Origin of the sequence: Larkinella sp. C7, assembly GCF_006149005.1 — a bacterium.
GTDB lineage: Bacteria > Bacteroidota > Bacteroidia > Cytophagales > Spirosomataceae > Larkinella.
This window is the reverse complement of the sequence record NZ_VBSL01000002.1, coordinates 134,557-160,972: the sequence shown is the minus strand read 5'-3', so window position 1 is coordinate 160,972 and position 26,416 is coordinate 134,557. Positions and strand designations below refer to the sequence as shown.

General features: G+C 51.1%; 25 protein-coding genes. 13 read left to right on the top strand and 12 right to left on the bottom strand.

Going from position 1 to position 26,416, the window contains the following annotated elements; all coding sequences use genetic code 11:
- Window positions 1-142 precede the first annotated feature (142 nt).
- Together FH871_RS05775 and FH871_RS05770 are read left to right on the top strand one after the other, a co-directional pair.
- Window positions 143-820 (top strand): hypothetical protein, encoded by a 678-nt coding sequence (locus FH871_RS05775; protein ID WP_138990400.1) that lies wholly within the window; start codon window positions 143-145, stop codon window positions 818-820.
- Window positions 821-861: 41 nt separating this feature from the next.
- A complete protein-coding gene (locus FH871_RS05770; protein WP_138990399.1) occupies window positions 862-1,899 on the top strand; it encodes an AraC family transcriptional regulator in 1,038 nt (345 codons plus the stop codon).
- Here the strand turns inward: FH871_RS05770 and FH871_RS05765 are convergent.
- The 9 genes from FH871_RS05765 to FH871_RS05725 form a co-directional block, all read right to left on the bottom strand.
- A complete protein-coding gene (locus tag FH871_RS05765) occupies window positions 1,835-2,254 on the bottom strand; it encodes a DUF4260 domain-containing protein (protein ID WP_138990398.1) in 420 nt (139 codons plus the stop codon). The two genes, FH871_RS05770 and FH871_RS05765, sit on opposite strands and share 65 nt — an antisense overlap.
- A gap of 104 nt (window positions 2,255-2,358) precedes the next feature.
- Window positions 2,359-2,817, bottom strand: a complete 459-nt coding sequence (locus FH871_RS05760; RefSeq protein WP_138990397.1) for a DUF1569 domain-containing protein — start codon at window positions 2,815-2,817, stop codon at window positions 2,359-2,361.
- A 57-nt stretch (window positions 2,818-2,874) separates the two neighbouring features.
- Window positions 2,875-3,231 (bottom strand): DUF4180 domain-containing protein, encoded by a 357-nt coding sequence (locus FH871_RS05755; protein ID WP_138990396.1) that lies wholly within the window; start codon window positions 3,229-3,231, stop codon window positions 2,875-2,877.
- Between the two features lie 17 nt (window positions 3,232-3,248).
- On the bottom strand, window positions 3,249-4,169 hold the full coding sequence (locus FH871_RS05750) for an NAD-dependent epimerase/dehydratase family protein (RefSeq protein WP_138990395.1): 921 nt from the start codon (window positions 4,167-4,169) through the stop codon (window positions 3,249-3,251).
- A 102-nt stretch (window positions 4,170-4,271) separates the two neighbouring features.
- Window positions 4,272-4,793, bottom strand: a complete 522-nt coding sequence (locus FH871_RS05745; protein WP_138990394.1) for a hypothetical protein — start codon at window positions 4,791-4,793, stop codon at window positions 4,272-4,274.
- 114 nt (window positions 4,794-4,907) lie between these two features.
- Window positions 4,908-6,446, bottom strand: a complete 1,539-nt coding sequence (locus tag FH871_RS05740) for an FMN-binding glutamate synthase family protein (RefSeq protein ID WP_138990393.1) — start codon at window positions 6,444-6,446, stop codon at window positions 4,908-4,910.
- Between the two features lie 97 nt (window positions 6,447-6,543).
- Window positions 6,544-7,782 (bottom strand): 3-phosphoshikimate 1-carboxyvinyltransferase, encoded by a 1,239-nt coding sequence (locus FH871_RS05735; RefSeq protein WP_138990392.1) that lies wholly within the window; start codon window positions 7,780-7,782, stop codon window positions 6,544-6,546.
- Between the two features lie 207 nt (window positions 7,783-7,989).
- Complete coding sequence (locus FH871_RS05730; protein WP_138990391.1) at window positions 7,990-8,583, bottom strand: hypothetical protein; 594 nt, start codon at window positions 8,581-8,583, stop codon at window positions 7,990-7,992.
- Between the two features lie 132 nt (window positions 8,584-8,715).
- Window positions 8,716-10,335, bottom strand: coding sequence for a DUF4139 domain-containing protein (locus FH871_RS05725; protein ID WP_138990390.1), 1,620 nt, complete (start codon window positions 10,333-10,335; stop codon window positions 8,716-8,718).
- Window positions 10,336-10,510: 175 nt separating this feature from the next.
- Here FH871_RS05725 and FH871_RS05720 point away from each other — a divergent pair, with 175 nt between their 5' ends.
- From FH871_RS05720 to FH871_RS05690, 7 genes are all read left to right on the top strand, one after another.
- On the top strand, window positions 10,511-11,581 hold the full coding sequence (locus tag FH871_RS05720) for an Ldh family oxidoreductase (protein ID WP_138990389.1): 1,071 nt from the start codon (window positions 10,511-10,513) through the stop codon (window positions 11,579-11,581).
- A 42-nt stretch (window positions 11,582-11,623) separates the two neighbouring features.
- On the top strand, window positions 11,624-12,661 hold the full coding sequence (mltG, locus tag FH871_RS05715) for an endolytic transglycosylase MltG (RefSeq protein WP_138990388.1): 1,038 nt from the start codon (window positions 11,624-11,626) through the stop codon (window positions 12,659-12,661).
- A 100-nt stretch (window positions 12,662-12,761) separates the two neighbouring features.
- Window positions 12,762-13,181, top strand: coding sequence for a thioesterase family protein (locus FH871_RS05710; protein WP_138990387.1), 420 nt, complete (start codon window positions 12,762-12,764; stop codon window positions 13,179-13,181).
- Window positions 13,182-13,207: 26 nt separating this feature from the next.
- Window positions 13,208-14,161 (top strand): YihY/virulence factor BrkB family protein, encoded by a 954-nt coding sequence (locus FH871_RS05705; RefSeq protein WP_138990386.1) that lies wholly within the window; start codon window positions 13,208-13,210, stop codon window positions 14,159-14,161.
- A gap of 259 nt (window positions 14,162-14,420) precedes the next feature.
- Window positions 14,421-15,467: a glycosyltransferase gene (locus FH871_RS05700; RefSeq protein WP_138990385.1), complete on the top strand. Its 1,047-nt coding sequence runs from the start codon at window positions 14,421-14,423 to the stop codon at window positions 15,465-15,467.
- Window positions 15,468-15,622: 155 nt separating this feature from the next.
- Entirely contained in the window at window positions 15,623-16,243 is a 621-nt protein-coding gene (locus FH871_RS05695; RefSeq protein WP_138990384.1) for an L-threonylcarbamoyladenylate synthase, read from the top strand.
- Window positions 16,244-16,471: 228 nt separating this feature from the next.
- Window positions 16,472-17,506: a hypothetical protein gene (locus FH871_RS05690; protein ID WP_229317083.1), complete on the top strand. Its 1,035-nt coding sequence runs from the start codon at window positions 16,472-16,474 to the stop codon at window positions 17,504-17,506.
- A gap of 150 nt (window positions 17,507-17,656) precedes the next feature.
- Here the strand turns inward: FH871_RS05690 and FH871_RS05685 are convergent, their stop codons facing one another.
- The gene (locus tag FH871_RS05685) at window positions 17,657-18,532 is read right to left on the bottom strand and encodes a lysophospholipid acyltransferase family protein (RefSeq protein ID WP_138990383.1); all 876 of its coding nucleotides are present in this window, start codon (window positions 18,530-18,532) and stop codon (window positions 17,657-17,659) included.
- Between the two features lie 49 nt (window positions 18,533-18,581).
- Between FH871_RS05685 and FH871_RS05680 the strand changes: the two genes are divergently transcribed.
- From FH871_RS05680 to FH871_RS05670, 3 genes are all read left to right on the top strand, one after another.
- Window positions 18,582-19,301, top strand: a complete 720-nt coding sequence (locus tag FH871_RS05680; RefSeq protein ID WP_229317081.1) for a WbqC family protein — start codon at window positions 18,582-18,584, stop codon at window positions 19,299-19,301.
- Between the two features lie 65 nt (window positions 19,302-19,366).
- Window positions 19,367-21,895 carry an ATP-dependent Clp protease ATP-binding subunit gene (locus FH871_RS05675; RefSeq protein ID WP_138990382.1) on the top strand — a complete coding sequence of 843 codons (2,529 nt, stop codon included), beginning with the start codon at window positions 19,367-19,369 and terminating at the stop codon, window positions 21,893-21,895.
- Between the two features lie 152 nt (window positions 21,896-22,047).
- Window positions 22,048-23,196 (top strand): hypothetical protein, encoded by a 1,149-nt coding sequence (locus FH871_RS05670; RefSeq protein WP_138990381.1) that lies wholly within the window; start codon window positions 22,048-22,050, stop codon window positions 23,194-23,196.
- Window positions 23,197-23,207: 11 nt separating this feature from the next.
- On the opposite strand, the gene FH871_RS05665 is transcribed toward FH871_RS05670, so the two are convergent.
- Complete coding sequence (locus FH871_RS05665; protein WP_138990380.1) at window positions 23,208-24,131, bottom strand: alpha/beta fold hydrolase; 924 nt, start codon at window positions 24,129-24,131, stop codon at window positions 23,208-23,210.
- Window positions 24,132-24,360: 229 nt separating this feature from the next.
- On the opposite strand from FH871_RS05665, the gene FH871_RS05660 reads away from it, so the two are divergent.
- A complete protein-coding gene (locus FH871_RS05660; RefSeq protein ID WP_138990379.1) occupies window positions 24,361-25,506 on the top strand; it encodes a hypothetical protein in 1,146 nt (381 codons plus the stop codon).
- A gap of 17 nt (window positions 25,507-25,523) precedes the next feature.
- On the opposite strand, the gene FH871_RS05655 is transcribed toward FH871_RS05660, so the two are convergent.
- Complete coding sequence (locus FH871_RS05655) at window positions 25,524-26,297, bottom strand: phosphatidylinositol-specific phospholipase C/glycerophosphodiester phosphodiesterase family protein (protein ID WP_138990378.1); 774 nt, start codon at window positions 26,295-26,297, stop codon at window positions 25,524-25,526.
- Between the last annotated feature and the right edge of the window lie 119 nt (window positions 26,298-26,416).

Genomic DNA, 26,416 nt, shown 5'->3' with positions numbered 1-26,416 from the left:
AGACAGCTTCTTTTCTTCCCCAATTTTTCATTGATTTTTTTGAGGAGTGGTTATTCAGCCCCGGTTAAAACCGTGGTTCGGATAACCATTGCCTGAAGTTTCACCGTACCCGGTTCCAGCCGGGTGCTAAACAACATAAGACATGAACGTACCTAATTTCGTGAATCGAGTTACCTGGATTATGCTTGGCCTGCTGGTCAGTAACCTCACATATGGCCAGCATACCGTAGATCTGGTCGGGCTGGCGCAGCAAAACAGCTACATCCTTGAAAACCGTTCGTTGACGGTTCTGGCGGACGGAACGAAGCCTGGAGTGCGGCTGGAAGAGAAGCAAAATTCGAAGGAAGGGGTTGCGTGGCTACCTGCCATTTCGTTCAGTGAAGGCACAATTGAGCTGGACATTCGCGGCAAAGATGTTCTCCAGCGCAGTTTTGTCGGGATCGCGTTTCACGGTTCCGGCGAGCGGAATTACGATGCGATCTATTTTCGACCGTTCAATTTTCGGGCCGCTGACCCCGTTCGTCACAGCCACGCCGTTCAGTATATCGCCCTTCCGACGTACGACTGGCCGGTTTTGCGCAAAGACTTTCCGGATCAATACGAACAGCCCATCGAACCGGCTCCCGATCCGAATGCCTGGTTTCACGCCCGGATTGTGGTGGACCAGGAAACCGTCAGCGTTTTTGTGAACGAGCATGCCAAACCCAGCCTGGTCGTCAAGAAGTTGAACGACCGCCGGGATGGGAAAATCGGATTGTGGGTGGGAGCTGGTTCCGGGGGTGATTTTGCGAATCTGAAAATTACGCCCCGAACGCCATAAAGGGGGTGAAGAATTTCGTCAGCCGTTGTATCTTCGTAGACATGACAACTGAGGATACCCTTTCTTCCGGTTCTTTCAATCTCATTCTGTATGCTGCCCGGCAGCGGGGCGCTGATTCGTCGGCCTTATGCCAGGCCGTGGGTGTCGATCCGGCGGTTTTGAAAAACCCCGACGGGCGGGTGCCGATTCGGGCCGTGCAGGCACTCTGGCAGGAAGCCGTTCGGGCAACCGGCGAACCGGATTTGCCGCTGCAAGTGGGTGAGTTGATCAACCCCCTGTCGATGGGCGTGGTGTCGTACGTCATGATGCACTGCCCGACTTTGGGCAAGGCGATCGAGAAACTGTGTCAGTATCAGGATATTGCCTGTGAGGGCGTGCTGACCGCCGGGCGGCTGATCGGCGACCGGTTTCACCTCTCCCTGACGTTGACCAGCCAAGCCATTCAGTATCCGGACTATACCTTTGGCTCTGAAATTTCCGTTTACCAGTCGGCGTTCCGGGCCATGACGGGGCAGAGGGTGGTGGCCGACGAAATCCGGTTTTCCTTTCCGGCACCCCAAAACCGGCAGGACTACGAACGGGTTTTTGCGCCGGCGAAAGTCGAATTTGATGCCGCCGAAACCGTCCTGGTGCTGGATGCCGCCTGGTTGGAAACCCCGATTCTGAATGCCAATCCCAGCCTTTTTGGCTTATTCGAACAACATGCGGATGAATTATTGAAGAAACTTCGGACAAAACCTGATGTTTCTCCGGCGCTTTCGGTTCGGGTTAAACAGGAAATCTTCGCGCTGTTGAAAGGCGAAGAACCTGCGTTGGCGGCTGTGGCCGATGGGCTGGCGATGGGCGTCCGAACCCTCCAGTTGCACTTAAAAGGGGAAGGCGTCACGTATCAGCAATTGCTGGACGAAGTGCGGCACGACCTGGCCGTTCGGCACCTCCGCGAACCCCATTTCAGTACCACCGACATTGCCTACCTCCTCGGGTTTTCGGAACCCAGCGTATTCTACCGCACCTTCAAGAAATGGACAGGCTCGACGCCCGGTGCGTTCCGGACTGCGGTGCTGCGTCCAACGGCCTAGCGGCCGTTTTGCCGATCGGGCCCAGATGCGTATGCTCGAAACTGTCCGGGTATTTCAGGCCGTATCCCATCATCCGATCCATGGCTGCGTGGCCGAAAAGCAAAACACCGGTCAACAGCAACGGCTGGCTGTTCAGCACCAAACCCAATAGGCCAATGGCAATGGCGAAGGCTTTGTGGTGGACCAGGTTGTAGGCATAAGCCCCGATTTTCGGGTTGAACAGATACCCCAGCATGCTCAGATCCGGCACCAGAATCAGGGCCGGAAACCACCACCAGGCAAACGGCAGTTGGCTGAACAGCACGATGGAGAGACTAAATTGAGCGAATTCTTCGAGTTTTAAAAGCGTTTTCATGGCAGTTTTTGCGTTTTTGTATAGGACAAAGTTCCGCCAAAAAAGCCGGGTTGGGGGTGACCGAAGGTGAAAATCGGGGTGACGAAAAACGAAAATAGTGTGAGTCAGACGCCAAACTGGGTGAGATGATGGTCCAGGTGTTTATAAAACATATTGTTCCATTCATTGACGTTCAATTTGCCGAACGAATGGGAGGCTTTCTGGTCGAAATGGGTTTCCCCCAGTTGTTGTGTTTTGCGGATATACGTTTTCAAGCGGTTCTTTTCCGTTTCAAAATCCCGCGTGTCCTTGATTAAAAAAGCCGGGCCGGTCGGCAGGTTGCGTTTGTAGGGGCTTGCCCCGACAATCCGCTTTTTGACAAACGCCCTGATGATCAACTGCATCAGAACATTGTGCTTTTTGTGGATGTTTTCGTAGATTAATTCGTAGGTCACATTGCAATGTGCCAGCATTTGCGCCACATCCATCTTCCCCCAATGGGGCAGGGTGTCGGGGGTCAGCCGATCAATCCGTTGAATGATTTTTTCGGAAACTTCCTGGATGAAAACGTTGGGTAAATCCATGATCGTAAGGTTCAGGTACCGTTTGCGGCCCCTTTCAACCGGGTCGCCGGGCCGAATTTACGACAATCGTTCCATGGCTTCGTCTAGGGTGCCAACAAAATTGATCTGTCGGCGCTGGTTGCTCTCGAACATGAAGTCCTTGATACTCTTGCTGGTATACGCCGTGAAGTCGCCGATGATCGCAAGCCGGACGCGGTAATTGGAGAATTTCTGGAGGATCTCACCGGCAAGACCGGTTTTTAAATCGAAGAAATCCGGCGTAATCGACTTCTCATACAAAATCATGCGATCAAAGTCCTGGTAATACAAATCGACGACCAGTTGCAAACCGTCTTCCGGGTTGGATATCAACACATCGTCCGATATTACTTCGGCCATCCGAATCCCGTTGACCTCGTGCGTTTCAATTTTCATACCAGGCTGTTTCATCGTTATCCATTTGCCACCGTCCGTTTAACGCCTTCTGCCGGTTTTGTCGGCTCAAAATGAAAGGCTTTTTCAAATTTATCGCTGTCGAAAACGTAATCCCGGTCGTATTGGTACGCCATTTCCGGAAATTCGCGCATGACCGGAACGAAAAGCCCAACCAGGCGAATCATCCAGATGGGTAGAGCGGAGGCTTTCGGTTTTACGTTCATCTCTTTGGCAAACAGCTCAATCCACTGCTGACCGGTCAGGCGGGTGGCGTCGGTGGGCAGGTGCCAGACCTGGTTGTAGGCGCTGGCGGTATTGCCGAGCAGGGCGGTGGCTTTGGTCGCATCCGGCGTATAGGTAAAGGTGTGAACCTTGTCGAGCCGGGCAAACCAATTGGCGGCTTTCCCCTTCCGAAAGTTTTTTACGACGGTTTCCACCAGCACGCTCTTGTCGTTGTTGGGGCCGTAGAAATCGGCGGCCCGGGCAATGAGCGCGGTTAAAGTACCCCGTTTCACTTCATCCATCAGCATGGCGGCAATTTCGGCCCGCACCTTTCCTTTTTTGCTGCTGGGATTGATCGGCGATTCTTCGGTCATGTGGCCAATGGCATTCACATCATAAAGATAGACGTTGTCGAAGAACACCAGTTTGGCACCCCATTTCTGGCAGGCATCGATTGTGTTGCGCATCAGTGCGGGCCACTTTTCGCGCCAGATTTTGTGGTTGTAGTCGAAACCCACGGTAAGGTAAACGACCTCCGAGCCTTCCACGGCTTTAAAAACCTGATCGCGGCTGGTGAGGTCGGCCGGAAACAGTTCGTCGGTCGGGTTCACTTTTTTGGGATTCCGGCTCACCAGCCGAATTCGGTCCGTAAAGGCAGGAAGTTCTTTGGCCAGATCGCTGCCGATGGTACCTCCTGCGCCTAGTATCGTTTGCATTTTCTTTTCTGGTTAAATACACATCAAAGGTCCGGCAAAAAAGGCTGGTAGGTGATGACGAAAAACGAAAATCCGACTGACAAAATGTGCCGATCGACCCGTTTACTGACTTATTCTGGTTCCATAAACGACACCCCAGGACGTTTCGTAAAGGTGTAAGGTTAGGCTGTCACCCACGGTTTCTTTTCGGCTGGTGTAAAAATCATAATCACCTTCGTTGGTGTGAAAGGTCATAAAATAATAATCCGCGCTCCTTTTATCTGCCTTTTTTGCTTTGATTACCGATCCAGACATTTGATGTTTTTTTGTTGGAGCAACCAAGCAATATAGTCTGATTATACTGAATTGGAGAAGTGCGCTAATTGTATAGCATGCGAACAAAAAAATTAAGTTTTCACCAACTCGAACGGCCCAAAGGTCTTCACCAAAAAAACGGCGTTTAATTTGAAAACCGGTAAAAGTGATCCAGAATATGAAGGTTGTGACCGCGCGTACTTTAGGCTCAACGTCTCCTAACTGGGAATAATCCCCCGGACAAGGCTTCTGGAAGGCAAGGAAGATGACAGAACCAAGTATGACCAAAGCTAGTTTTTTAGTAGTCAATCGTTTGAGGTAAGACTTCATCAGTATCCATTTCTTGTTCTAAATTTTCGCCGTTTAAACCTTAATCAATAGCCGCTGTCAGGGCTGTCGTCATAACTGTCAGCGGTGATAATATGAATTGCGTAGAACAGAACACTATGTTCGGATCTTCAGCAAATCCGCAATCGATGTAAACGGGACCACATCCTTCGTATAGCCGTAGGCATCGCATAGTGGCTGAATCCGGTTGTTGTCACCCATCGCCAGATCGACATCTTCCATCGTAAACTGACAGGGGTGTTCGTAGCCTGCAGCGTGCGAAATCTCCAGAATTTCTTTGGTCAGCGTCTTGATGTAGTTGTAAAACCGCTCGCTTTTCAAGGTCGGGTCGATCCCGGACTGCAGCCATTTGCTTTGCGTGGCAACGCCCGACGGGCAGCGGTTTGTGTGGCAAATCTGGGCCTGAATGCAGCCGATGGACAACATCGCTTCCCGGCCCACATTCACGAGGTCGGCCCCCATCGCAAACGCCATAATGGCTGATTCGGGTAACCCCAGTTTGCCGGAAGCAATGAAGGTGATGCGACTGGTTAAGCCGCGTTTCTGAAAAATCTGGTATATTTTTGAAAAACCGTAGACGAAAGGCAGCGACACGTGGTCGGCAAAGGAGGGAGGAGCTGCGCCGGTGCCGCCTTCACCTCCGTCGATGGTGATAAAATCCGGGCCTTTTCCCGTTTCCAGCATGTAGTCGGCCAGCTCATGCCACAGCTCAAGTTTGCCCACCGCCGACTTGATGCCCACCGGCAGACCGGTTTCGGCCGCCATCGACTCGATGAAAGCCACCATCGTCGGAATGTCGGAAAAGGCACTGTGCGAAGCGGGGGAAATGACATCCTTGCCCATTTCGACGTGACGGATTTCGGCGATTTCGGCACTGATTTTGGCGGCTGGCAACACGCCCCCTTTGCCCGGTTTTGCACCCTGCGACAGTTTCAGTTCCAACATCCGGACAAACGGGTTTTCCTCGACGAGCTTCACAAGTTTTTCCATGACAAAATTGCCATTGTTGTCGCGGATTCCGAAATAGGAGGTACCGATGTTCACGACGACATCCGCGCCGAATTTGTGGTAGGGCGACAAGCCGCCTTCGCCGGTATTGTGGTAACAGCCGAATTTTTTGGCGCCTTTGTTCAGCGATTCGATGGCAGTTGCCGACAACGACCCGAAGCTCATGCCGCTGATATTGACGATGGAAGGTGGGTGGTACGGTTTCCGGCGTTTGTGAAAAAGCCCGATTACTTTGGCCCCCGGAGCCGTGTAGGGTTGGTTGTAATTGGGGTTATCAGGTGCCAGTTTGAGGGGGAGCAGCGCCGGGTTGATGAAGATATACCCGGCACTGGTGATGTCCTGATCGGTGCCAAACCCCTGAAAATTGTTCTCCTGTTTTGCTGAAGAATAAATCCAGGCCCGCTGCTGCCGGTTGAAGGGCAGTTCTTCGCGGTTGTTGGCCACGATGTATTGCCGCAGTTCCGGGCCGAAACTTTCCAGAAAATACCGGATGTTGCCGACCACCGGAAAGTTGTGCCGAATCGTGTGTTTTTTCTGAGTAATGTCGTAGAGGGCGACCAGAAGCAGGCCGATCAGCAGCCATTCCCACCAGGGAATGCTGCCCAAAAACGCGAGAATAGAATCCAACAGTATCAAGGTTCAGTGAGTGCGGTAAAAGTACGCAAAACCGTCAAGGTCTCGCACGCCATCGCTACTTTTCACCTTGCCCCTCCAGCCCGATGGGTTATTTCTCGAAATGGACACCAGCTACCCGCGCCATATCTTCCCAGAACGAGGGGTACGATTTGGCTACAACACCGGGTTCCTCGATCACTACCTCCTGACGCATTGACACCGGTGCAAATGCCATCGCCATGCGGTGGTCGTCGTAGGTGGCGAAGGTGGGAACCGCATCGATTGTTGCGGTTTTTCGAACTTCATACCGCGTATTTTTTTCTACTTCCACCAGTTCCGCACCGATTTTTCGAAGTTCGGTCTGGAGGGCAAAAATGCGGTCGGTTTCCTTAATTTTCAGGCTTTCCACACCCGTCAGCGTGAGCGGAATACCTTTAACGGCGCAGCAAACCGCCACGGTCTGGGCCAGATCGGGGCAGTCCGTAAAGTCCCACGCCAGCGACGGTTGTGCCGGGATTTTGGTCAAAATGACACCTTTGTCGGTAAACGTACTTTCGACGCCGAGGGGGCGCATGATGTCAACAATGGCACTATCGCCCTGTAAAGACGCTTCTTTCAGGCCCAGCAATTCAATTTCTGATGACTCGTCTTCGGCCAGTGCCAGCATACTGAACCAGTAACTCGCGCCCGACCAGTCGGATTCAATCGTGTAATCAGCGGGTGTATAAGGCGTTGGCGGCACGGTGATGGTTTTATTTGTCCAGTCGGCAACCGTCTGAACACCAAAGTGTTCCATCTGCCGCAGGGTCATTTCAATGTAGGGGCGGGAACCAATGTCACCGGTCAGTTCGAGCGTCAGACCATCGGGCAGGGTGGGAGCCACCATCAGCAGGGCCGAAATATACTGGCTGCTCACATCGCCCCGGATGGCCAGGCGGTTATTGCCGTTGCCCGAAAATCCTTTCGTTGCGATGGGCGGAAAGCCTTCATTTTTCAGGTAGTCGATGTCGGCACCGAGCGCGCGGAGGGCATCCACCAGAATACCGATGGGCCGTTCACACATGCGGGGCGTTCCGGTCAGCGTTTTGTGTTGACCCGTGACCGCAAAATAAGCCGTCAAAAACCGCATGGTCGTCCCGGCATCCAGCACATCAGCCACCGCATCGTCCGATTGCAACAGCCGGATCATCGTCTGCGAGTCACGGGCCGCCGACACGTTGTGTAAGGTGCCCCGGAAGTTTGCCAGGGCGTTGATGATCAGGGCGCGGTTGCTTTCGCTTTTGGAAGAAGCCAGTGGAATCGTGGCCCGGACGGACCCGGCAGGAGGTGTCAGACGTACAGCGTTCAAATCAGAAGTCGATTGGTTAATATTCCGCAAAACTAGTGCAGAGAATGGATAATGAACAAGGAAAGGGAAATAATGAAAAGGGGAATGTTGGGAAGTGGAAAGGAGTAATATCGAATAATGAATAACAAATATTGAATAACGAAGTTTTGCTGCATCCAATTTCGTTATTCAATATTCGACATTCTATGTTCATTATTTGGTTGACTATCAATACGTTTCCAGTACTTTCAGCCGGTGGTTTTTATTGATGCGGTAGCGGGGATAGCTCATTTTGTAGCAAATGGCACCCAGCGCAATCATGACGGCGGGGGCTTTTAAGGCGCGGGAATCGGCCGCCAGTTTTTTTTCGCTTCGGGAAAGGTTGACGACATCAGCAATAAAAAAAAGCGTACCGGCGATGGGAAAAAGATAGGTGCCTTGGGTGATGAACGGAATCTGGCGGTTAACGTACACCTTTTCAATCTGATCGATCCGAAAATGGACGGTTTCGGGCAGGAATGTATTGGGATCTTCCAGAATCAGCATCAGGGTCGAGTCCGTAACCCCGTAAACCGGTTCGCGGTATTTTTTCCCCTTGTAGCGGAACTTGATTTCTTCATTCGGGAAATACCGGTAGCGATGAAAACCGCCGAGCCGCCCCATTACATCGAGCGCCAGATATTTCTGCCCCGGCCGGATCATTGCCACATACGGCGATTTCTGCTTGATCATCAGCGAATCAATAGAAAGCGTATCGCTCTGGGCCTGAATGGCGTAAGCAAAAAGCAGAAAAGAGATCGTGAGGAGCAGACGATGGATCATATTCTCTAAACGTTGAATTCGAGAAAAAATACCCATAGTCGTGCCAAATTTGAGTTTTTGCAATTAAAACCCGCAAAAAACCGCAAGGTCTGGGCGACCCCATCTTCAAGACCTTGCGGGATTCGTGGTTAGTTACTGGGCATTGACAAGCTGTTTTCCTTTGGGGTACTTGATTGTGTATTTAAACAGCAAATCCCGGCTTTCGTTTGGTTTGAGTGATAGATTCCAGGTCAGCCGCCCGGTTTCGATGTTGCGTTCCGCTCCGGCGCTGTCATCCAGTTCAACTTCAATCCGGTTGTCGGTCGAAACCGGAATCTGGTCGTAAAGCGTCAGATTGACTGGTTCGGATTTGGTGTTGCGTACGGTAATCTTGTAGCTGTATGAATCGCGAACGGCTGAACTCAGGCCCTTGCGGCTGCTGAAATCCTGCGTTTTATCCCGTTTCACGATGATTTTCTTATCCCGACCCAGTCCCAGCGTCAGCGTGTCACCGGCCTGTTGTAGGTTCACCTGTGATTCACCGACGTAGGTTCCTTCGAAATACGTCCGGGCGGTCCCGTTCAGCAGATTCAGTTTTTCCCAGCCCGACAGGGTGGCAATCAGAAAAGCATCCGATTCGACCTTAGGCGTCGCCGTGTAGCGGTACGTGGCCGGAACCTCGCCGGTCTGGATGGCAACCACCTGCGGCCGGTTGTTAGACAAAATGGTGTAGGGTGTGGAGATTTCAAAATTGACACTCGTCGGCTGTTCGCTGACCTGCGTAAAATCGGCGGTGGTGGCCAGGTCGGCGGCCGGGGCTGCTTCTTCCCGCGCTGCGCCACCCGGGCTCGCATCCGCTTTTCGCAACTGCATTTTTACCTGAGCGGGTGCCATCGCCGGGATGGGCCGGGGTTCGTAAAAGCTGACAAACTGCGTTTCCAATTGCGGCTGTGTACCGGGCAAGGCGGGGTTCGAGGTCGACAGCGTCAGCCGGACGTTCTGCCAGTCGAAACCGGTATTCTGATACACGTTGGCCTTGTACGCCAGCGTCGCCGGGCTTTTCGTATCGCGAACCCGGATGTCGTAAAACGGCACCCAGCCAGCATTGTCCACCACATAGCTTACGTCCAGATCCACGGCGGTTCGGGCTTTGGCCGACAGGGTCACTTCGATTTCGCCAACGGGCCGCTCGCGCTTTGCATGCTGTTCTTTGACTTGTCCTTCGAGCCGGTCGACCTTTTCTTTCTGGGTTTTTACCAGTTTTTCCAGGGCCAGCAATTTTTTGCCGATGTCGGTCAGCCGCGTACGGAAAAAGTCGGCCATGTCTTCGACATCATCGACCACCGTCCCTTTTTCGGCCCCCACTTTCTGATTGGCCAACACCATTTTCTTTTCGTTTTCGAGCACTTCCTTTTGCAGATTCAAACCATCGAACGTGTCGCGGGCGATGCGCAGGGAATCTTCCAGGCGTTGCAACGACGCCGGTTTGGTCACTTTGGTCAGGAAATTGGTTCGAAACTGAACGCCCTGAATCACCGCGTCGCCTTTGCCGCTGACCTGAATACTTTGCGGATCGGTTTGGGCCGAGGCATTCTCGATGATCAGCCGGGTTGTTCCCGGAATGAGCGTGGCACGGGCCTGGGCGTTGATCTGGGCGCGGTTCAGAAAAACCGTAACGTGTTGAATGGTCGAACTGACCCGCTGTTCGTCTTCCTGCGCTTGGGCAGTGGAAACCCACAGGCTGATCGTTATGGCAAAGAGGATTATTTTCATGGAACGATGATGGAAAAATGATGAATCGAGAATATAGATACCGTTCGGAGCGGTTTCGTTTAGTCTGTCGGCTATTTTTGCAAAAAAAAGTCGGGCCGATGCGGTTTCGATTTAGCGAATAGTTCGTAAAAACCGCCAAGCCGGACGCAAATTTCCGGTTGTTACCGCTACTCAAATGATTCCAGTTCACCAACTTAAGGCATTTACCAAACAGGTTTTTCTGAAAATAGGCTTTTCCGACGCCGACGCCGACCTGGCGACCACGGTGTTGGTCCAGGCCGATCTGCGGGGTGTTGATTCGCACGGTGTAGCCCGGCTGGCGGGGTATGTTCGACTGTATGATCACGGCCGGCTGAATCCGACGCCATCGATTCAGGTCGTACACGAAACGCCGTCGACGGCCGTGGTGGATGGCGACCGGGGTGTTGGGCTGGTCGTCGGGCCAAAGGCGATGCAGATTGCCATTGAAAAAGCGAGGGTGGCTGGCACGGGCTGGGTGGCCGTCCGGAATTCCAATCACTTCGGCATTGCCGGTTACCACGCCATGCTGGCCCTCGAACACGATATGATCGGGATGACCATGACCAATGCCGCTCCGCTCGTAGCCCCCACGTTTTCACTCGATAAATTGCTGGGAACCAATCCGATTGCGGTGGCCGTGCCCGCCATGATCCAACCGCCTTTTGTCGCCGACTTTGCTTCAACCGCCGTTGCCTACGGAAAGATGGAGATTCTCCAGCGGAAAGGCCAGGAAGCCCCGCTGGGTTGGGCACAGGATGCGCAGGGCCAGGCATCGACGGATTCAAATCCGATTAAAAATGGTGGTGCATTGCTGCCGCTGGGTTCCGACCGCGAACACGGCAGTCACAAAGGCTACGGCTTGGGCGCCATTGTCGATATTTTCTCCGGCGTGTTGTCAGGCGCTAATTACGGACCCTGGGTACCGCCCTTTGCCACTGCCGGTTTCATGGCCGCACAGGAAGGCGTTGGGGCCGGAACCGGTCACTTTTTCGGTGCCATGCGCATCGACGCGTTCCGACCCGCCGATGAATTCAAGCAGCACATGGACAACTGGATTGGCGCGTTCCGCAACGCCCGCGCCGTGGAAGGCAAGCAGGTGCTCATCCCCGGCGACCCGGAGCGCGACTGGGAAGCCGAGCGCGGTGCAAACGGATTGCCGCTGATCGAACCGGTGATGCAGAGTTTGCGGGAACTGGCGGAGCGGTTTGGATTGCAATGGGATTAGAACACCTTCCTTACTACCTTTGTAGCCCCAACCATTACTTGTATGTCCCGCACAGTTGTAACGGCAATTCTGATTATTGCATCGGTTTTACTGGCCACCTTTTCATTTTACGGGTGGCAGATTTTCAAAACGCCCAATTTGCAGGTGGGTGAAAACGACAAGGATTTTGAGTTGTTCATCCCGCGTGGGGCGACTTTCAAAACCGTCATGGATTCGTTGGATGCCCACGATGTGGTACACGATAAAATGTCATTCCGGTTTCTGGCCCGTTTCATGAAATACACCGACAACGTGAAGAATGGCCGGTATGTGATCAAAAAGGAGATGAGCAACCAGGACGCAATTCGGAAACTGCGGTCGGGTGCTCAGGATCCGATGAAGCTGACGTTCAACAACATCCGGTTGAAAGACGAACTGATTGCCAAACTGGGCCGCAAATTTGAATTTGGTCCGCAACCCCTGGACTCGCTGCTGAAAGACCCGGCCGTGTGTGAACGATACGGTTTCGATACCACGACCATCATGTGCATGTTCCTGCCGAACACCTACGAATTTTTCTGGACCACCAGCGCCACGAATTTTCTGGATCGGATGGGGAAAGAATACAAGAAATTCTGGACGCCCGAGCGCCAGCAAAAAGCGAAAGACATGGGGCTGACCCAAACCCAGGTGCAGACACTGGCGTCCATCGTGGAATCGGAAAGCAAAAAGACCGACGAAAAACCGCGCGTAGCCGGGGTATACTGGAATCGTCTGCAAAAAGGGATGCTGCTGGAAGCCGATCCGACCCTGGTTTTTGCCCACCGCGATTTCTCCATCCGCCGGGTGCTGAACGTTCACAAACTCATTGATTCACCGTACAATACCTACCGGTTTAAAGGACTGCCGCCGGGGCCAATCAACCTGCCGACGCTCAGCTCAATCGATGCGGTTTTGAATCATGAGAACCACGATTACCTGTATTTTGTCGCAAAAAGTGATTTTTCCGGGTATCACACCTTCGCCAAAACGTACGAAGAGCACATCAACAACGCCCGAATTTACCACGCGGAGCTGAACAAGCGGGGGATCATGAAATAAACTAATGATGAATGATGAGTTATGAATGATGAAGCACCTGTCTTTGTAAACGGTATTGCCCGTATTCATCACTCATCATTCATAATCCATCATTCATTAAATGTTCACCTACGACGTTCCACCCATTCGAGTGCGGTATGCTGACACCGACCAGATGGGGTATGTATATTACGGTAATTACGCCCGGTACTACGAAATCGGTCGGGTGGAGGCCTTGCGGAGTCTGGGGTTTCATTACAAGGAAATGGAAGCGTCGGGCGTGATGATGCCCGTATATGAAAACCGGTCGCGGTATTTGCGCCCGGCGCGGTACGACGATCTGCTGACGATTCGCGTCTCGATTCGGGAGCTACCGAACGTGCGGATTGTTTTTCATTATGATATTTACAACCAGAACGGCGAGCACCTGAACACGGGCGAAACCACGCTGGTTTTTATGATGACGGTCACGGGCCGGCTGACCAAATCGCCGGCTGAACTCAACGAAAAACTCAAACCTTTTTTTGAAACGACGGTTTAATTTTCGTCCAGTAACGAATCTTCATCATGTTGGAAAAATTGATGCGGTATAACTCGGTTCAACGGGTTATCATCTACCTGCAAAAACACCAGGCCTTTGATTCGCGGCAGAATTGGTTCGATTTCCTCAAGTCCTTTATTCCGAAAGTGACCGACAATGACACCAGCGAGCGGGCTGCGTCGGTAGCTTTTAGCCTGATTCTGGCGGTTTTTCCGGCTATTATTTTTCTGTTTACGCTGATTCCGATGATACCGATCCCGAATCTGGAAGGACAGGTAATGGACTTTTTCTCGCAGGTATTGCCAGCTTCGACCTACGAAACCGTTAAAACGACGATTTACGACATCATTAGCCGACCGCGCAGCAATGTGCTGTCGTTTGGCTTTCTGCTCGCCCTCTATGCGGCCACCAACGGGATTCTGTCGCTGATGATGGCCTTTAACTCGTCGCACAAAACCGGTGAACGGCGCGGTTTTTTCAAAACCCGGCTGATTGCTCTGGGGTTAACCATCATGCTGGCCCTGGCCCTGTTTCTGGCCATTGCCGGGCTGGTAATCGGGGGCGTATTAACGGACTATCTGATGCATATCAGGATTCTGGATAATGTGGTGGTAACCACGCTCCTGAACATCGCCCGGTATCTGGTGGTTTTCGCGGTTTTTGTTGCCGCTATTTCGATGATCTACAAGTTTGCGCCCGACATCGACATGAAGTGGAAATTCGTCAATCCCGGTTGTATCATTGCCTCCGTGCTGGTGGTGCTGACTACCTATGGTTTTTCGTTTTACGTCTCCAATTTCGGCTCCTACAACAAACTTTATGGTTCCATCGGGACCCTCATCGTGCTGATGATCTGGATCAACCTGGTCTGCCTGCTGCTGATTATCGGCTTTGATCTGAATGTGGCTCTGTATCAACTGGAGGGCGACAAAAACCCGCAGGTAGGGGAGAAAACAATAAATGCTCCCCAAACCGCTTAGAGAGCATTTACAATAACCCTAACCCAAAATAATCAGAAGTCAAGCTCTCGGCAAGCACTCTGACTGTTTCTTGCTGACAATCAGTATAAAAACCGTGCCAGTCCCACCGAATACTTAGTATGCGGTTTTCCTCATTTGCATTCTTCCCGCTCACCGTTTGCTAAAAAATGTTGCATTTATGGTTTGAATAATCCATACTATTGTCGCAGAAAGAGTTACAGTCTCTTTGTCCGGTAATTACCTATCCTTCATCATCATTATGGCTGAAACTCTTGCCGTGGAATCCCAGGGCCTTCTGGCGGATTACCTGTCGTCGCTCAGGCCGCTGGTATCGGTAATCTGTACCAGTTACAACCACGAACGGTTTATTAGCGAGTCACTTCGGTCCGTATTGGACCAGACGTACCCCATGGTTGAACTGATTGTGATCGATAACCACAGCCGCGATCAGTCGGTCGATCGGATTGAAGACCTCCGGCAAAAATATCCCCAAATTCAGTTGATTCGCAATACCGAGAACCTGGGCATTTGTCGGGCGTTTAACCAGGGCCTGAAACTGGCCAAAGGAAAGTATATTATTGATCTATCGGCCGATGATGTGATGCACCGCGAGCGCATTGCCCGGCAGGTGGCCGGTTTCGAGCGGCTGGCGGGGGATTACGCGGTGATCTTTAGCAATGCCGCCTACATTGATGAAGACGGTCAAGTGACGGGCTATCACTATCCCATCGATGCCAGCGGCCTGTCTACCATTCCAGTGCCCTCGGGCTGGGTCTTCAAGGAAATACTCGCTTCCTATTTCGTCTCGACGCCCACCATGATGATGCGGAAAGATGTACTGGAAAGCCTGGGGGGGTACGACGAATCGCTGAGTTATGAGGACTTCGATTTCTGGGTGCGCACCGCCCGGAATTATCGCTATTACTACCAGGACGAAGTGTTGACGAGCAAACGAATGGTTCGTCATTCCCTGTCGACTTTGTTTACCGACCGGCAGAATTCCCTGCTGAGTTCTACGCTGAAAGTGTGTTACAAGGCCTTCGATCAATGCCAGACAACGGAAGAATACCAGGCGTTGGCCAAGCGAATTCGCTGGTTTATCCGGCAATGCTTTTACGCCGAACAGTTTGAACTGGCATTCCGGTTTAAAGAACTGCTGGAATTCATTGAAAAGCCTGACTTCCAAACAGCCCTGATCTTGCGTCTTTGTAAATGGCACATTCCGGTCAATGCACTTTACCGGCGGTATGCAGAGTGGCAGCAAAAACGGCAGATCGCTAAAGGTGATGTTCGGTTATTGGTTTGACAAGCATGAAATAACGGACGAGAGACGAGAGAATAAAGAGAAGAGGAGGGTACGTCTTCGATCTTTATGCTCTTGTCTCTTCTCTTTTGTCTTCTGACCTTGTTATTTGCAACCAAAATGCGCCAGGTTAGTTTAGCCCATAAGCCATTGAACCTATGTCAGCCGAGTTTTTACGGATACATCCCGATACCCCTGAAGAGCGAAAGATTCGCCATGTTGTTGATATTCTGCGTGACGGGGGCGTTATCATCTACCCAACCGATACGATTTATGGGCTGGGTTGTGACATTCACAATACCCGGGCCATCGAGCGCATTGCCCGGATGAAAGGCATCAAACCGCAGAAAAATGACTTTTCGTTTATCTGTCACGATTTAAGTCATATTGCCGATTATGCCAAAGTCAGCAACCTGGCCTTCAAAATGATGAAACGGCTGTTGCCCGGCCCCTACACTTTTATTCTGGATGTGAGCCACCGGGTGCCGAAAATCCTGCACACCAACAAGCGAACCGTCGGCATCCGGATTCCGGACCACAGCATTCCACGGGCCATCGTGAAGGAACTGGGCAATCCCATCATTACGACGACCATCAAAGACGATGATGACATTGTGCAGTACATCACCGATCCGGAAATCATTTTTGAGCGGTTTCAACACCTGGTCGACCTGGTGATCGACGGGGGGATGGGCGGAAACATTCCCTCGACCATTATCGATGCCACTACCGATGACTTTGAAATTGTCCGCCGGGGGCTGGGAGAAGTCGAGGAATAACTATTTTTTTAGATTGGGGGGAAAAAAGCACCTGTTACTCATTATTTTCAGATTTACCCTTCCGATTTACAACAGAGTTTCTATTTTTGGTGCATCTATGGATTTTTAATCTGTATTTAATTTTAAAGGGCCTTCGGATTGAAGTTCGCAGGTACGTAATAGTTCACATTTATTCATCAAAGCACAGTGGTAAACGGAGGGTGTAAGTCGTGCCGAACGGCATGGAAATTGGTTGCAATAACTTCAATTCTTATTCAATTCAACGCATTAACAGGCTGCTCGGGCAGCAACGGAAGCGGAGACGAAACGAAAAAATCCGACAGTACGGCGGTCCAAACCCCGGCTCCGGTAACGGATTCGGTTCCGGCCGCAACCCCAGCCGCGGCTGTAGCGGTGGATACGACAGAAAAAGACCCGCTAAAAGCCGATACCCTGCAATTTGCCGGTACTTTACCGGACACACTGCTGCCGAAACACCGGATTCTGGCCTTTTACGGCAACCCACATTCCAAGAAAATGGGTATTTTGGGCGAGTTTCCACGGAAAGAAATGTTGCAAAAACTGGATCGGGAAGCGGAACGGTGGCAAAAAGCCGACCCGTCGAAACCCATTCAGAAGGCACTGCATCTGGTAGCGATCTCGGCCCAGGGCACCCCCCAGAAGGACGGGAAATACCGCTTGCGGATGAGTGACAAAACGATTCGTAAAGTTATTAGCTGGGGTGCCCAGCACGGTGCAATTGTGTTTCTGGACATCCAGGTTGGTCTGGCGGATTTGAAAGGCGAGTTGGCTTTTCTCGAAAAGTACCTGAAACTTCCCTATGTTCACCTCGGCATCGACCCTGAGTTTTCGATGAAAACAGGCGCCCGTCCGGGAACCAAAATCGGGACCTACGATGCGGCTGATATCAATGATGCAGTACAGTTTCTAAGCCGGGTGGTGAAAGAAAATAATATTCCGCCGAAGGTGCTGGTGGTTCACCGGTTTACGCAACGCATGGTTACCAACTACAAGAACATCAAGCTCGATCCGCGGGTTGCGATTGTGATCGACATGGATGGCTGGGGCCCGCCTTCCCTGAAAATCGATTCATACCGCGATTATATTGTGAAAGAACCCGTGCAGTACACCGGTTTCAAATTGTTTTACTACAACGACAAGAAAAAGGTCGATCATCGCTCGAATCACAAAACCCCGCACGTCATGGAACCTGCGGAGGTACTGGCCCTGGAGCCTAAACCGCTCTACATCCAATATCAATAAATACTATTTACAATAAAGCCTGAAAGGCTTGCATCCACTACCCCCGGGCATCGCCCGGGGCTTTCCCTGCCCTCCATGATGATCGTTGGGTTGGGGATGCCCCGGGCGATGCCCGGTGGTAGTGGATGTAAGCCTTTCAGGCTTCTATAGTTACCATTTCACTTGCGTCTTCATGTACTTGTCGCGTTGGTGTTTCCAGCGTTTGTGTGACCAGAGCCAGTCGGAGGGGGCTTTTCGGAGGGTTTTTTCCAGGAGGTCGCGGTATTGGTTCAGGATTTCTCCTTCCGGTAAGGCCAGATACGGCGGTTCTGCGATGGGATAGAACGTCATGGTGTAGTAACCCCGCCGGACGCGTTGCATTTCAATGTAGAAAACCGGCAAGCCAAAACTCCGGGCCAGTCGCTCCGTGCCGGGATAAAACGGCGTTTCCTGATTCATGAAGGACGTCCAGTAGCCGTATTCGGGCTGGTCGGGAATCTGATCGGCGACGAGGGCAATCAGCCTTGGTTCTTTCCGCCGACTCACCATCTGGCGGAGCAGGGCTTTCATGGGCACCGGTTTGGCTCCGAAGCTTGAACGAATAAAATGAACCAACCGCTCTGAAGCCGGATTGGCCAGCTTTTTGTAAACGGCGTCGGCGGGCATGCCATTCACAACGGATGCGGATGGCGCCCATTCCCAATTGCATTGGTGCGAAGCCATAATCAAAACCGCCTGTCCCTGTGCCAGTTTGTCCTGCACCAGCTCCTTGTTGGTGAACAGCACCCTTTTTTGTAGCTCGTTGGCTGACAGGCCCGGCAATTTGAACGTCTCCACCAACACATCCGCAAAGTTGCGGTAAAATTTTTTAGCGATCTGTCGGCGTTCTGTATCCGATTTTTCGGGAAATGAGCGTTTTAGATTCGTGTCGATCACTGTTTTACGATAGCGGATAACGTACGCCAGCAAATAGTACAAAACGTCGGAAACCACATACAGGGCGGCAATCGGGACTCGGGAAAGGAAACGAAAAAAAGAGAGTGACATTCGAAAATGGATAATCCGATTCGCAAAACCTTACCTCCAAATTAAAATTTTGCGAAACCGTTTGCTTGTTCAATACGAAATTCATTTATTTGGTGCTATCAACGCGTCGAGTATATTGGAAAAGTACCACGTTGGTCAAGTAAGTCAGGGAATTCGGATTGAATTACACTATCTGCCCAGCCTGACTTATTTTACCGCCCTCTTACCCTTCGATACCGTTTGGCTGGAAGCAGCCGAACATTATGGAAAGCAAAGTTACAGAAATCGGTGTTATGTCCTGACGGCAAATGGCATCGACCGACTGACGGTTCCGGTACGCAATGGTACGCATAAGCAATCGATTCGTGACGTGCGGATCGATGACCGTCAGGCCTGGACCGATCGTCACTGGCGATGTTTGGTAACGGCTTACAGCAAAGCTCCTTTTTTTGAGTATTATGCTGATGAACTTGAAGCAGTATTTCGCAGAAAATGGGTCTTTCTGTTTGACCTGAATCTCGAACTGCTGACATTGTGTCTGAAATGGCTGCGCTGGCAAAAGAAGCTGTCGATGACAAAAGCCTTTGAAAAACAGGTAGGTAGCGAAATTCTGGACGCCCATGGCCAAATTGCTGATCGGAACGATGAACAAAATGGCAGTTTTTACCGCCCGGTTTCGTATCAGCAGAACTTTGGCAATGTATTTGTACCTGACCTTAGCATTCTGGATTTGATTTTCTGCCAGGGAACCGCCGCCACCGACGTCTTAAAGCAGTCTCTCAACCCGTGAACAATACCGAAAAATTTTTCGTTACTACGAAAAGACGCAACTAAGTACGATACAACCCTAAGCGAATGGAAGCTAAATTTTCGAACCGAGTTAAAGAAGTTATCTCGCTCAGCAGAGAGGAAGCCCTGCGTCTGGGTCATGACTACATAGGTACAGAGCATCTGCTGCTGGGTATGATTCGGGAAGGCGAAGGGGTAGCCGTTGGGTTATTGAAAAAATTGGGCATTTCTCTGGATGAACTGCGCGTGACGATCGAGCAGGCAACCAAAGGAACCGCAACCAACAATGTCAAAAATCTGGCCAATATACCACTCACCCGTCAGTCTGAAAAAGTACTCAAGATCACGTACCTGGAAGCAAAAATCTTCAAGAGTCCGCTGATTGGCACCGAGCATCTGCTCCTGTCGATTCTTCGTGATGAGGACAATGTGGCCACCCAGATTTTGAACAAATTTAATGTCAACTACGAGGTAATAAAGGAAATGCTGGAATATCAATCCTCCGGTACACGTCCGCACATGGGCCCCGAAACGGACGACGACGACAACGACCGCGGCATGTTCGGTAGCAGCAGCTCCGGGTCGGGAAAAGATCCGAAAGGGTCTGAAAAGTCGAGAACGCCGGTTTTGGACAACTTCGGACGTGACCTAACCAAACTCGCCGAATTGGGCAAACTTGACCCGATTATTGGCCGTGAAAAAGAAATTGAACGCGTCGCCCAGATTCTGAGCCGCCGGAAAAAGAACAACCCGATTTTGATTGGTGAGCCCGGCGTTGGTAAAACCGCTATCGCGGAAGGCCTGGCGCTGCGGATCGTTCAGAAAAAAGTATCGCGGGTGCTGTTTGGCAAACGCGTGGTAACCCTGGATCTGGCTTCGTTAGTCGCCGGTACCAAATACCGCGGGCAGTTTGAAGAACGCATGAAAGCGGTGATGAACGAACTGGAAAAATCGCCGGAAGTCATTCTCTTCATCGATGAGCTGCATACCATTGTTGGTGCTGGTGGTGCTTCGGGTTCGCTCGATGCCTCCAACATGTTCAAACCGGCTTTGGCGCGGGGCGACATTCAATGTATTGGTGCCACCACACTGGACGAATATCGCCAGTACATCGAGAAAGATGGTGCTTTGGCCCGTCGTTTCCAGGTCGTGATGGTCGACGCCACGTCGGTTGAAGAAACCATCGAGATCCTGAACAACATCAAGGATAAGTACGAAGATCACCACCACGTCAACTACACCCAGGAAGCGGTGGAAGCGGCCGTAAAACTGTCAGAGCGGTACATCTCTGACCGGTTTCTGCCCGACAAAGCCATCGACGTTCTGGACGAAGTGGGTGCCCGCGTACACATCTCCAACATCTCGGTCCCCGAAGATATTCTGCGGCTGGAAGACAGCATCGAGAACATCAAGAAGGAGAAAAACCAGGTGGTGAAAAGCCAGAAATACGAAGAAGCTGCCCAGCTTCGCGATAAGGAAAAACGCCTGATCGATCAACTGGACCGCGCTAAACTGGCCTGGGAAGAAGAAACCAAGAAAAAACGGTATACGGTTTCGGAAGAAAACGTAGCCGAGGTGGTCGCCATGATGACCGGTATTCCAACCAGTCGCGTAGCCACCAACGAAGGCGCCAAGTTGCTGAACATGGCTGAACAATTGACCGGTCGCGTGATTGGTCAGGATAAGGCGGTGCAGAAACTGGTGAAAGCCATTCAGCGGACGCGCGTCGGGTTGAAAGATCCGAAGAAACCCATCGGTTCGTTCATCTTCCTCGGCCCAACCGGGGTTGGTAAAACGGAACTGGCGAAAGTACTGGCTTCGTACCTCTTCGACAAAGACGATGCGCTGGTGCGGATCGATATGTCGGAATACATGGAGAAATTCAGCGTAAGCCGGCTGGTTGGCGCTCCTCCGGGCTATGTGGGTTACGAAGAAGGCGGTCAGTTGACGGAAAAAATTCGTCGCAAACCGTACTCTGTAGTTCTGCTGGATGAAATCGAAAAAGCGCACCCGGATGTGTTTAACATTCTGTTGCAGGTGCTCGACGATGGTATTTTGACGGATGGGTTGGGTCGCCGGGTCGATTTCCGGAACACCATCATCATCATGACGTCGAACATCGGGGTTCGTGACCTGAAAGATTTTGGTTCCGGAATCGGTTTTGCCACCCGTGGCAAGTCCGAAAACCAGGACGAGATCATGAAGAGCACGATTCAGAATGCCCTGCGAAAAGCGTTCTCGCCGGAATTCCTGAACCGTCTGGACGATGTGATTGTGTTCAACTCGCTGCAACGCGAAGACATTCACAAGATCATCGACCTGATGCTGGGCAAACTGCTTGGTCGGGTAACGAGCCTGGGCTACAAAGTCGAACTGACGGAAAAAGCGAAAGACTTCCTGTCGGAGAAAGGTTACGATCCCCAATACGGTGCGCGTCCGTTAAGCCGGGCAATCCAGAAATTCCTGGAAGATCCCGTCGCGGAAGAAATTCTGAAAGGCGATCTGAAGGAAGGCGATGTGATCATGGCCGACTACGAAGAGAACGGTGAAAACCTGACCATCACCGTGAAGAAGCACGAGCAGGTAACCGAATAAGTCGAATTAAGAACAATTAAGATACAATTTCGAATAGGCTGAACACAAGTTCAGCCTATTTTTTTTGAAGTTGATGGGAATTGCAGCGGATTGGTTTGGGAATGTTGAACCGGTATTATTATTGCTCTATTCTTCCCGTAACTCAACTTCTTATGAAACTCACGGCTACGCTGTCTTCTTGCCTTCTTTTCATCCAACTCTCGTTTGCCCAAACGGAGCCGGGCCGGGCTCTCTGGAGCGGTAATCTGCAAATCAATACCACACAACTCGCGGGAGAATACCCTAATGGATATACCCGGCGTAGTCCTCAACTCAATTTTTCCATCAACCACGGTGTTTTTCTGCAAAACAACTGGATGCTGGGGCTGGCTGTCAGCGGTTCTCATTACAAACAGGTGAATGCCAATACCATTCCGCTCAACCAGCAGTATACGAGGGGCGGTTTGTCGGCTTTTGTTCGAAAATACTGGGGCACCAACAACTGGCGAATTTATGCCGGGGGCGGTATCGGCGGCAGTCTTGATCAGTACCGCCAGGAAGTGTATGATGCCACAACAAGCATCCGGAGCGAAAACCGTACGAATACCTACCAGGTTTCGCCCTTCACTCAGATCGGGGGCGTCTATTTTCTGGATGGTCGCTGGGGGATGGAAGTTTCGACCAACAGCACCATTTTCCCTTTCACGTTTAGCGGGTTAACGGCAGGGTTGATCTATATGACCGGCCGGACGCGGTCGGAACGGGACATTCAGGCGGCAACACCTCCGACGGTTGGCTCCCAGGCCCGCGCCGGGCGGTTTACGGTTGGGGCGAGTGTGGTGTTTTCGGGATCGAAAGAAGACGTAAACCTTCGGACTTTTGAATCCCAAAGCTTGATTGCTGCTCCGGCATTTGGTTTTTTTGTCGCCAATAATTTTTTAGTAGGTCTTTCGGTTCCCATCACCTGGAGCAAGAACCAGGGAGCCAACTCCACCAGCGAAACCAGCCTGGGCTTTGCACCGTACGTTCGGGCCTACCTGTCCAACACCCGGCTCCGTCCGTATGTCGGAGCTACGTTCACGTATTCCGCCTATTCTTTTAAGCAGGACCCTTTTCCGAAAGAACAAATTAACCACACCGCCGGGGGAACACTCAATGCCGGGTTAGCCTACCTGATCGGGCAGAATTTCATTGCCGAAGCCAACCTGCTAAACCTTAATGTCAGCAAGCAGACGCAAAACAATGAGTTGAAAAACGGGCTGTGGCTGCAGGGGTTGCAGGTGACCACCTCACCGGCTTTTACGGTTCAGTACGTTTTTTAGAAACCGGCGGTTTAAAAGGGTTTGCAAACGGTTTTACTAACGAGTTGATACAACAGATCAATCGCTTCTTTGGACGTTTCGATACCGTGGCCGGTGTGGCGTAAAACCTCGCTATTCTGTAGCGTCAGAATGTGCTCTTCGGCCAGCCGAATGGTTTCGTCGGGCGGGAAGAGCGGGTCGTTTTCGCCCAGAATCAGGTAAATGTCTGTGGTAATCCGATGCAACTCTTCTTTCCTGAGGGGAGCCGGATAGTCGCCCCGAAACCGGTGGTTCACCAGTGCATACAGGAGGTAATCGCTGACAAGTTGTCGATAAGCGGGCGGAACCGTGTGGTTTGGAGGACAGAAAATGGCCTTATCCAGGAACTTGTTCAAATTGCCCGGTGTCGGAAACACCATCGGCAGCAGGTTGTAGTAGAGATTTCGGATTGAGGTTGAAAAGGACTGAATACCCGCCGGATTGATCAGAATGGCCTTGTTGATCCGTTCCGGAGATTCCAGGCAGAGCTTCAGACAGATCAGTCCACCGAGTGAAGCTCCCGCAAGGGTCGTTGTCTTCAAACCCAGCCCGTCGAGTAGTTCGGTCGCCCATATCCCATACTCGTTGGTTTTTACGCCGGGACTTTGCCCATCGCTCAGGCTGGGCTGTCCATTGACATCAACCAGAAAATACCGGTACGTTTCGCGGAAAGGCTGCAACGCATTGTCCAGATCCCAGAACAGGCCGCAGGTCCGGGCACCCGGAAAAAACACCATCGTCGGTGCGTCCTGCCAATGCGTATTGGCCCCCCAAATCCGGGTGTTGCCGAACGACGTGGAAACCGTAAACCGCTTGTACCTAAACCCATTCAGGGCTTCCACCTGCTGGTTCCAGTCTTCCAGAAAAAAAGTGGCTTCGGCTGGGCTTTTAAACGTTGAACGACGGGGTGGTTGCATATTAACTCTGGCTGGAGTGTGCGTCAAGGAACAAAAATAGTGCTCCGTTGCCGTAGAATTTAAAACCAATGAATAACGGGTGGCTATTGGCTGACAACTGGCAAATTCGGGAGAATACCGGGTAGAAATCAGGTAAAAGCAGTCAAAGTGATCTTAACTATTTTTAACGAGGCAATTTTATACATATGTCAGTGAATCCCTTTATCTTTTCCGGATAAACCACCGCAACATGAAAAATTATGTACTGATAGCTAGTTTGTGTTTGATTTCCACACTCGCAGTAGGACAAACGGAAAAGGGCCAGGGGTTCTGGTCGGGAAGTCTTGGTTTTAATAATCTTTCAATTAAGTCCAACCAAAATAGTCTCAAGGGAAAAACATATATTCTAAATAGCAATGTTTCGATTAGCCGGGGCTTATTTTTTAAGGAGAATTGGCAGGTTGGCGGTGATTTAAGACTGTCATGGGCAAGAGGTGTTGCCAACTCAACGGTACCAGCTTCGCCTGATTATTTTGCTCAGAATGGATTTTTGGCCGGAATGGGTGGGTATATTCGTCGATATTGGGGAAAGGAAAAATGGCGTGTTTTTTTGGGTGGAGGACTGTCAATCGACTATAGCAATACTACTATTTCCTTCAAAGAAGCAACTGCTTCTACAGATCCAGACAAAAATTTCTTTGCTGTAAAGCCCTTTACTCAGGTTGGGGCAAATTATTACCTAACTGACCGAATTGGTCTTGAAGCGACTGCAAGTTCTGGTTCATTTTCTTTGGTAGTCAATGGATTTAGTCTCGGATTAGTTGTTTTGACCTCGGTAAATAAGCGTTCTGGATTTGAAAAAAGTGATGCTCCGCAAACCAATAAGGGAAAGAGAATCGTCGGTGGAAGTTTCGAATTTGACACACAGGGTAGTAGACCAAATACGCAGAATGCGCTGGAAGAGCGGTCGAATACCTTCATAATCAGCCCATCAGCAGGCTGGTTTGTCAAAAAGAACATTTTGCTTGGATTTTCACTGCCCTTGGGTGTTTCCTGGAATAAAAACGGGGCAATCTATCAGTATGGCTTTAATCCGTATCTGAAAAAATATATAACAGAAAATCGACTTCGACCTTTCATCGATGGGAATCTAACATACAAGGCCATAAGGAGCAATTCGGACGGAGATAAAGGGGTTACCCAACAGGATGCCGGGATTGGAGCTCGTGCAGGTTTGGCATATATGTTGGGTGACCGCTTTATCGTGGAGGCTTTGTTAGGCCAGATTTCATTCAATCGCACTTTTTACCCTGAAAATGCAAAGGTTAAAGTATGGTCGGGCAATTTTTCGGCCTCATTACAACCCGGATTCACCATCAACTACGTTTTTGATTAGAAAACACAACCAGGCGTTTACTTCAACGCCTGGGCACACTCCTCCACTTTATCGGTATTGATGTAATCGACCCCAATCTTGGCCAGTTGTTTCCAGGAATTGGCATTGTCGGGAGCGGCCCAGAACCGGATGGGTTTGTCCTGAGCGTGCGCCCGTTTGATAAACCGTTTCAGCGTTTCCCGGTCCTTGTCTGGCATTTCGCCCTCGCCGTTCCAGCGGGAATAGGTTTGAAAGGTGTCGCTGAAAAGGGCGACGTGTTTGATCGTTTCATCGTCGTATAATTCACTGGGCCGTCCGTCGAACAGGATGTAGGCGGGGTAGTCGATCCAGTTGGCAATGGGCGGACGGCTGCCGCTGACCACCAGTTGAATGGCCATCGGATTCATGGCCCGGTCGAAGCAGGTGCGGTAGGGCGCCACGGCTTTCTGCAACTGTTCAATGGCTTCCACGCCGTTATCCTTCAGATCGACCAGTAACTGAAACGTATATTTGCGGTCTTTGCTCACCGAGCCATTGGCCGACTGGCGGCTTTTGTTTTGCCCGAACAGGGTGGCAATGGGCTTTAAATAGAGCGAATCCAGCGTTCGGCCCGGCTGAATTTGGGATTTATCATGGGCAACCATTAACTTACCGTCAACCAGAAAAACGTCGGCTTCAATGGAACCGGCCTGACTGCGGATTGCGGCCGTTAACGGCTCCGGTTTTTCGTAATCGTTGTGGGCGTGAACTTTCTGGGCAACACTCCATTGACTCCAACAAACGATCAAACAGATACATATAAACCTTGCCATAATGATGAGAGAATGTTCGGTGAAGGGACAGGGATCCGTTTCGCAACAGAAATTGGATTTTCTTTCCCGTTTGCAGTGGAAAATAAATCGCTGATGCGACTCTTTGCAACGTTTCGGGC

Coding starts and splice junctions, on each gene's coding strand:
- FH871_RS05775 (WP_138990400.1), top strand. CDS start 143: ATGAACGTACCTAATTTCGTGAATCGAGTTACCTGGATTATGCTTGGC.
- FH871_RS05770 (WP_138990399.1), top strand. CDS start 862: ATGACAACTGAGGATACCCTTTCTTCCGGTTCTTTCAATCTCATTCTG.
- FH871_RS05765 (WP_138990398.1), bottom strand. CDS start 2,254: ATGAAAACGCTTTTAAAACTCGAAGAATTCGCTCAATTTAGTCTCTCC.
- FH871_RS05760 (WP_138990397.1), bottom strand. CDS start 2,817: ATGGATTTACCCAACGTTTTCATCCAGGAAGTTTCCGAAAAAATCATT.
- FH871_RS05755 (WP_138990396.1), bottom strand. CDS start 3,231: ATGAAAATTGAAACGCACGAGGTCAACGGGATTCGGATGGCCGAAGTA.
- FH871_RS05750 (WP_138990395.1), bottom strand. CDS start 4,169: ATGCAAACGATACTAGGCGCAGGAGGTACCATCGGCAGCGATCTGGCC.
- FH871_RS05745 (WP_138990394.1), bottom strand. CDS start 4,793: ATGAAGTCTTACCTCAAACGATTGACTACTAAAAAACTAGCTTTGGTC.
- FH871_RS05730 (WP_138990391.1), bottom strand. CDS start 8,583: ATGATCCATCGTCTGCTCCTCACGATCTCTTTTCTGCTTTTTGCTTAC.
- FH871_RS05725 (WP_138990390.1), bottom strand. CDS start 10,335: ATGAAAATAATCCTCTTTGCCATAACGATCAGCCTGTGGGTTTCCACT.
- FH871_RS05720 (WP_138990389.1), top strand. CDS start 10,511: ATGATTCCAGTTCACCAACTTAAGGCATTTACCAAACAGGTTTTTCTG.
- mltG (WP_138990388.1), top strand. CDS start 11,624: ATGTCCCGCACAGTTGTAACGGCAATTCTGATTATTGCATCGGTTTTA.
- FH871_RS05710 (WP_138990387.1), top strand. CDS start 12,762: ATGTTCACCTACGACGTTCCACCCATTCGAGTGCGGTATGCTGACACC.
- FH871_RS05705 (WP_138990386.1), top strand. CDS start 13,208: ATGTTGGAAAAATTGATGCGGTATAACTCGGTTCAACGGGTTATCATC.
- FH871_RS05700 (WP_138990385.1), top strand. CDS start 14,421: ATGGCTGAAACTCTTGCCGTGGAATCCCAGGGCCTTCTGGCGGATTAC.
- FH871_RS05695 (WP_138990384.1), top strand. CDS start 15,623: ATGTCAGCCGAGTTTTTACGGATACATCCCGATACCCCTGAAGAGCGA.
- FH871_RS05685 (WP_138990383.1), bottom strand. CDS start 18,532: ATGTCACTCTCTTTTTTTCGTTTCCTTTCCCGAGTCCCGATTGCCGCC.
- FH871_RS05675 (WP_138990382.1), top strand. CDS start 19,367: ATGGAAGCTAAATTTTCGAACCGAGTTAAAGAAGTTATCTCGCTCAGC.
- FH871_RS05670 (WP_138990381.1), top strand. CDS start 22,048: ATGAAACTCACGGCTACGCTGTCTTCTTGCCTTCTTTTCATCCAACTC.
- FH871_RS05665 (WP_138990380.1), bottom strand. CDS start 24,131: ATGCAACCACCCCGTCGTTCAACGTTTAAAAGCCCAGCCGAAGCCACT.
- FH871_RS05660 (WP_138990379.1), top strand. CDS start 24,361: ATGAAAAATTATGTACTGATAGCTAGTTTGTGTTTGATTTCCACACTC.
- FH871_RS05655 (WP_138990378.1), bottom strand. CDS start 26,297: ATGGCAAGGTTTATATGTATCTGTTTGATCGTTTGTTGGAGTCAATGG.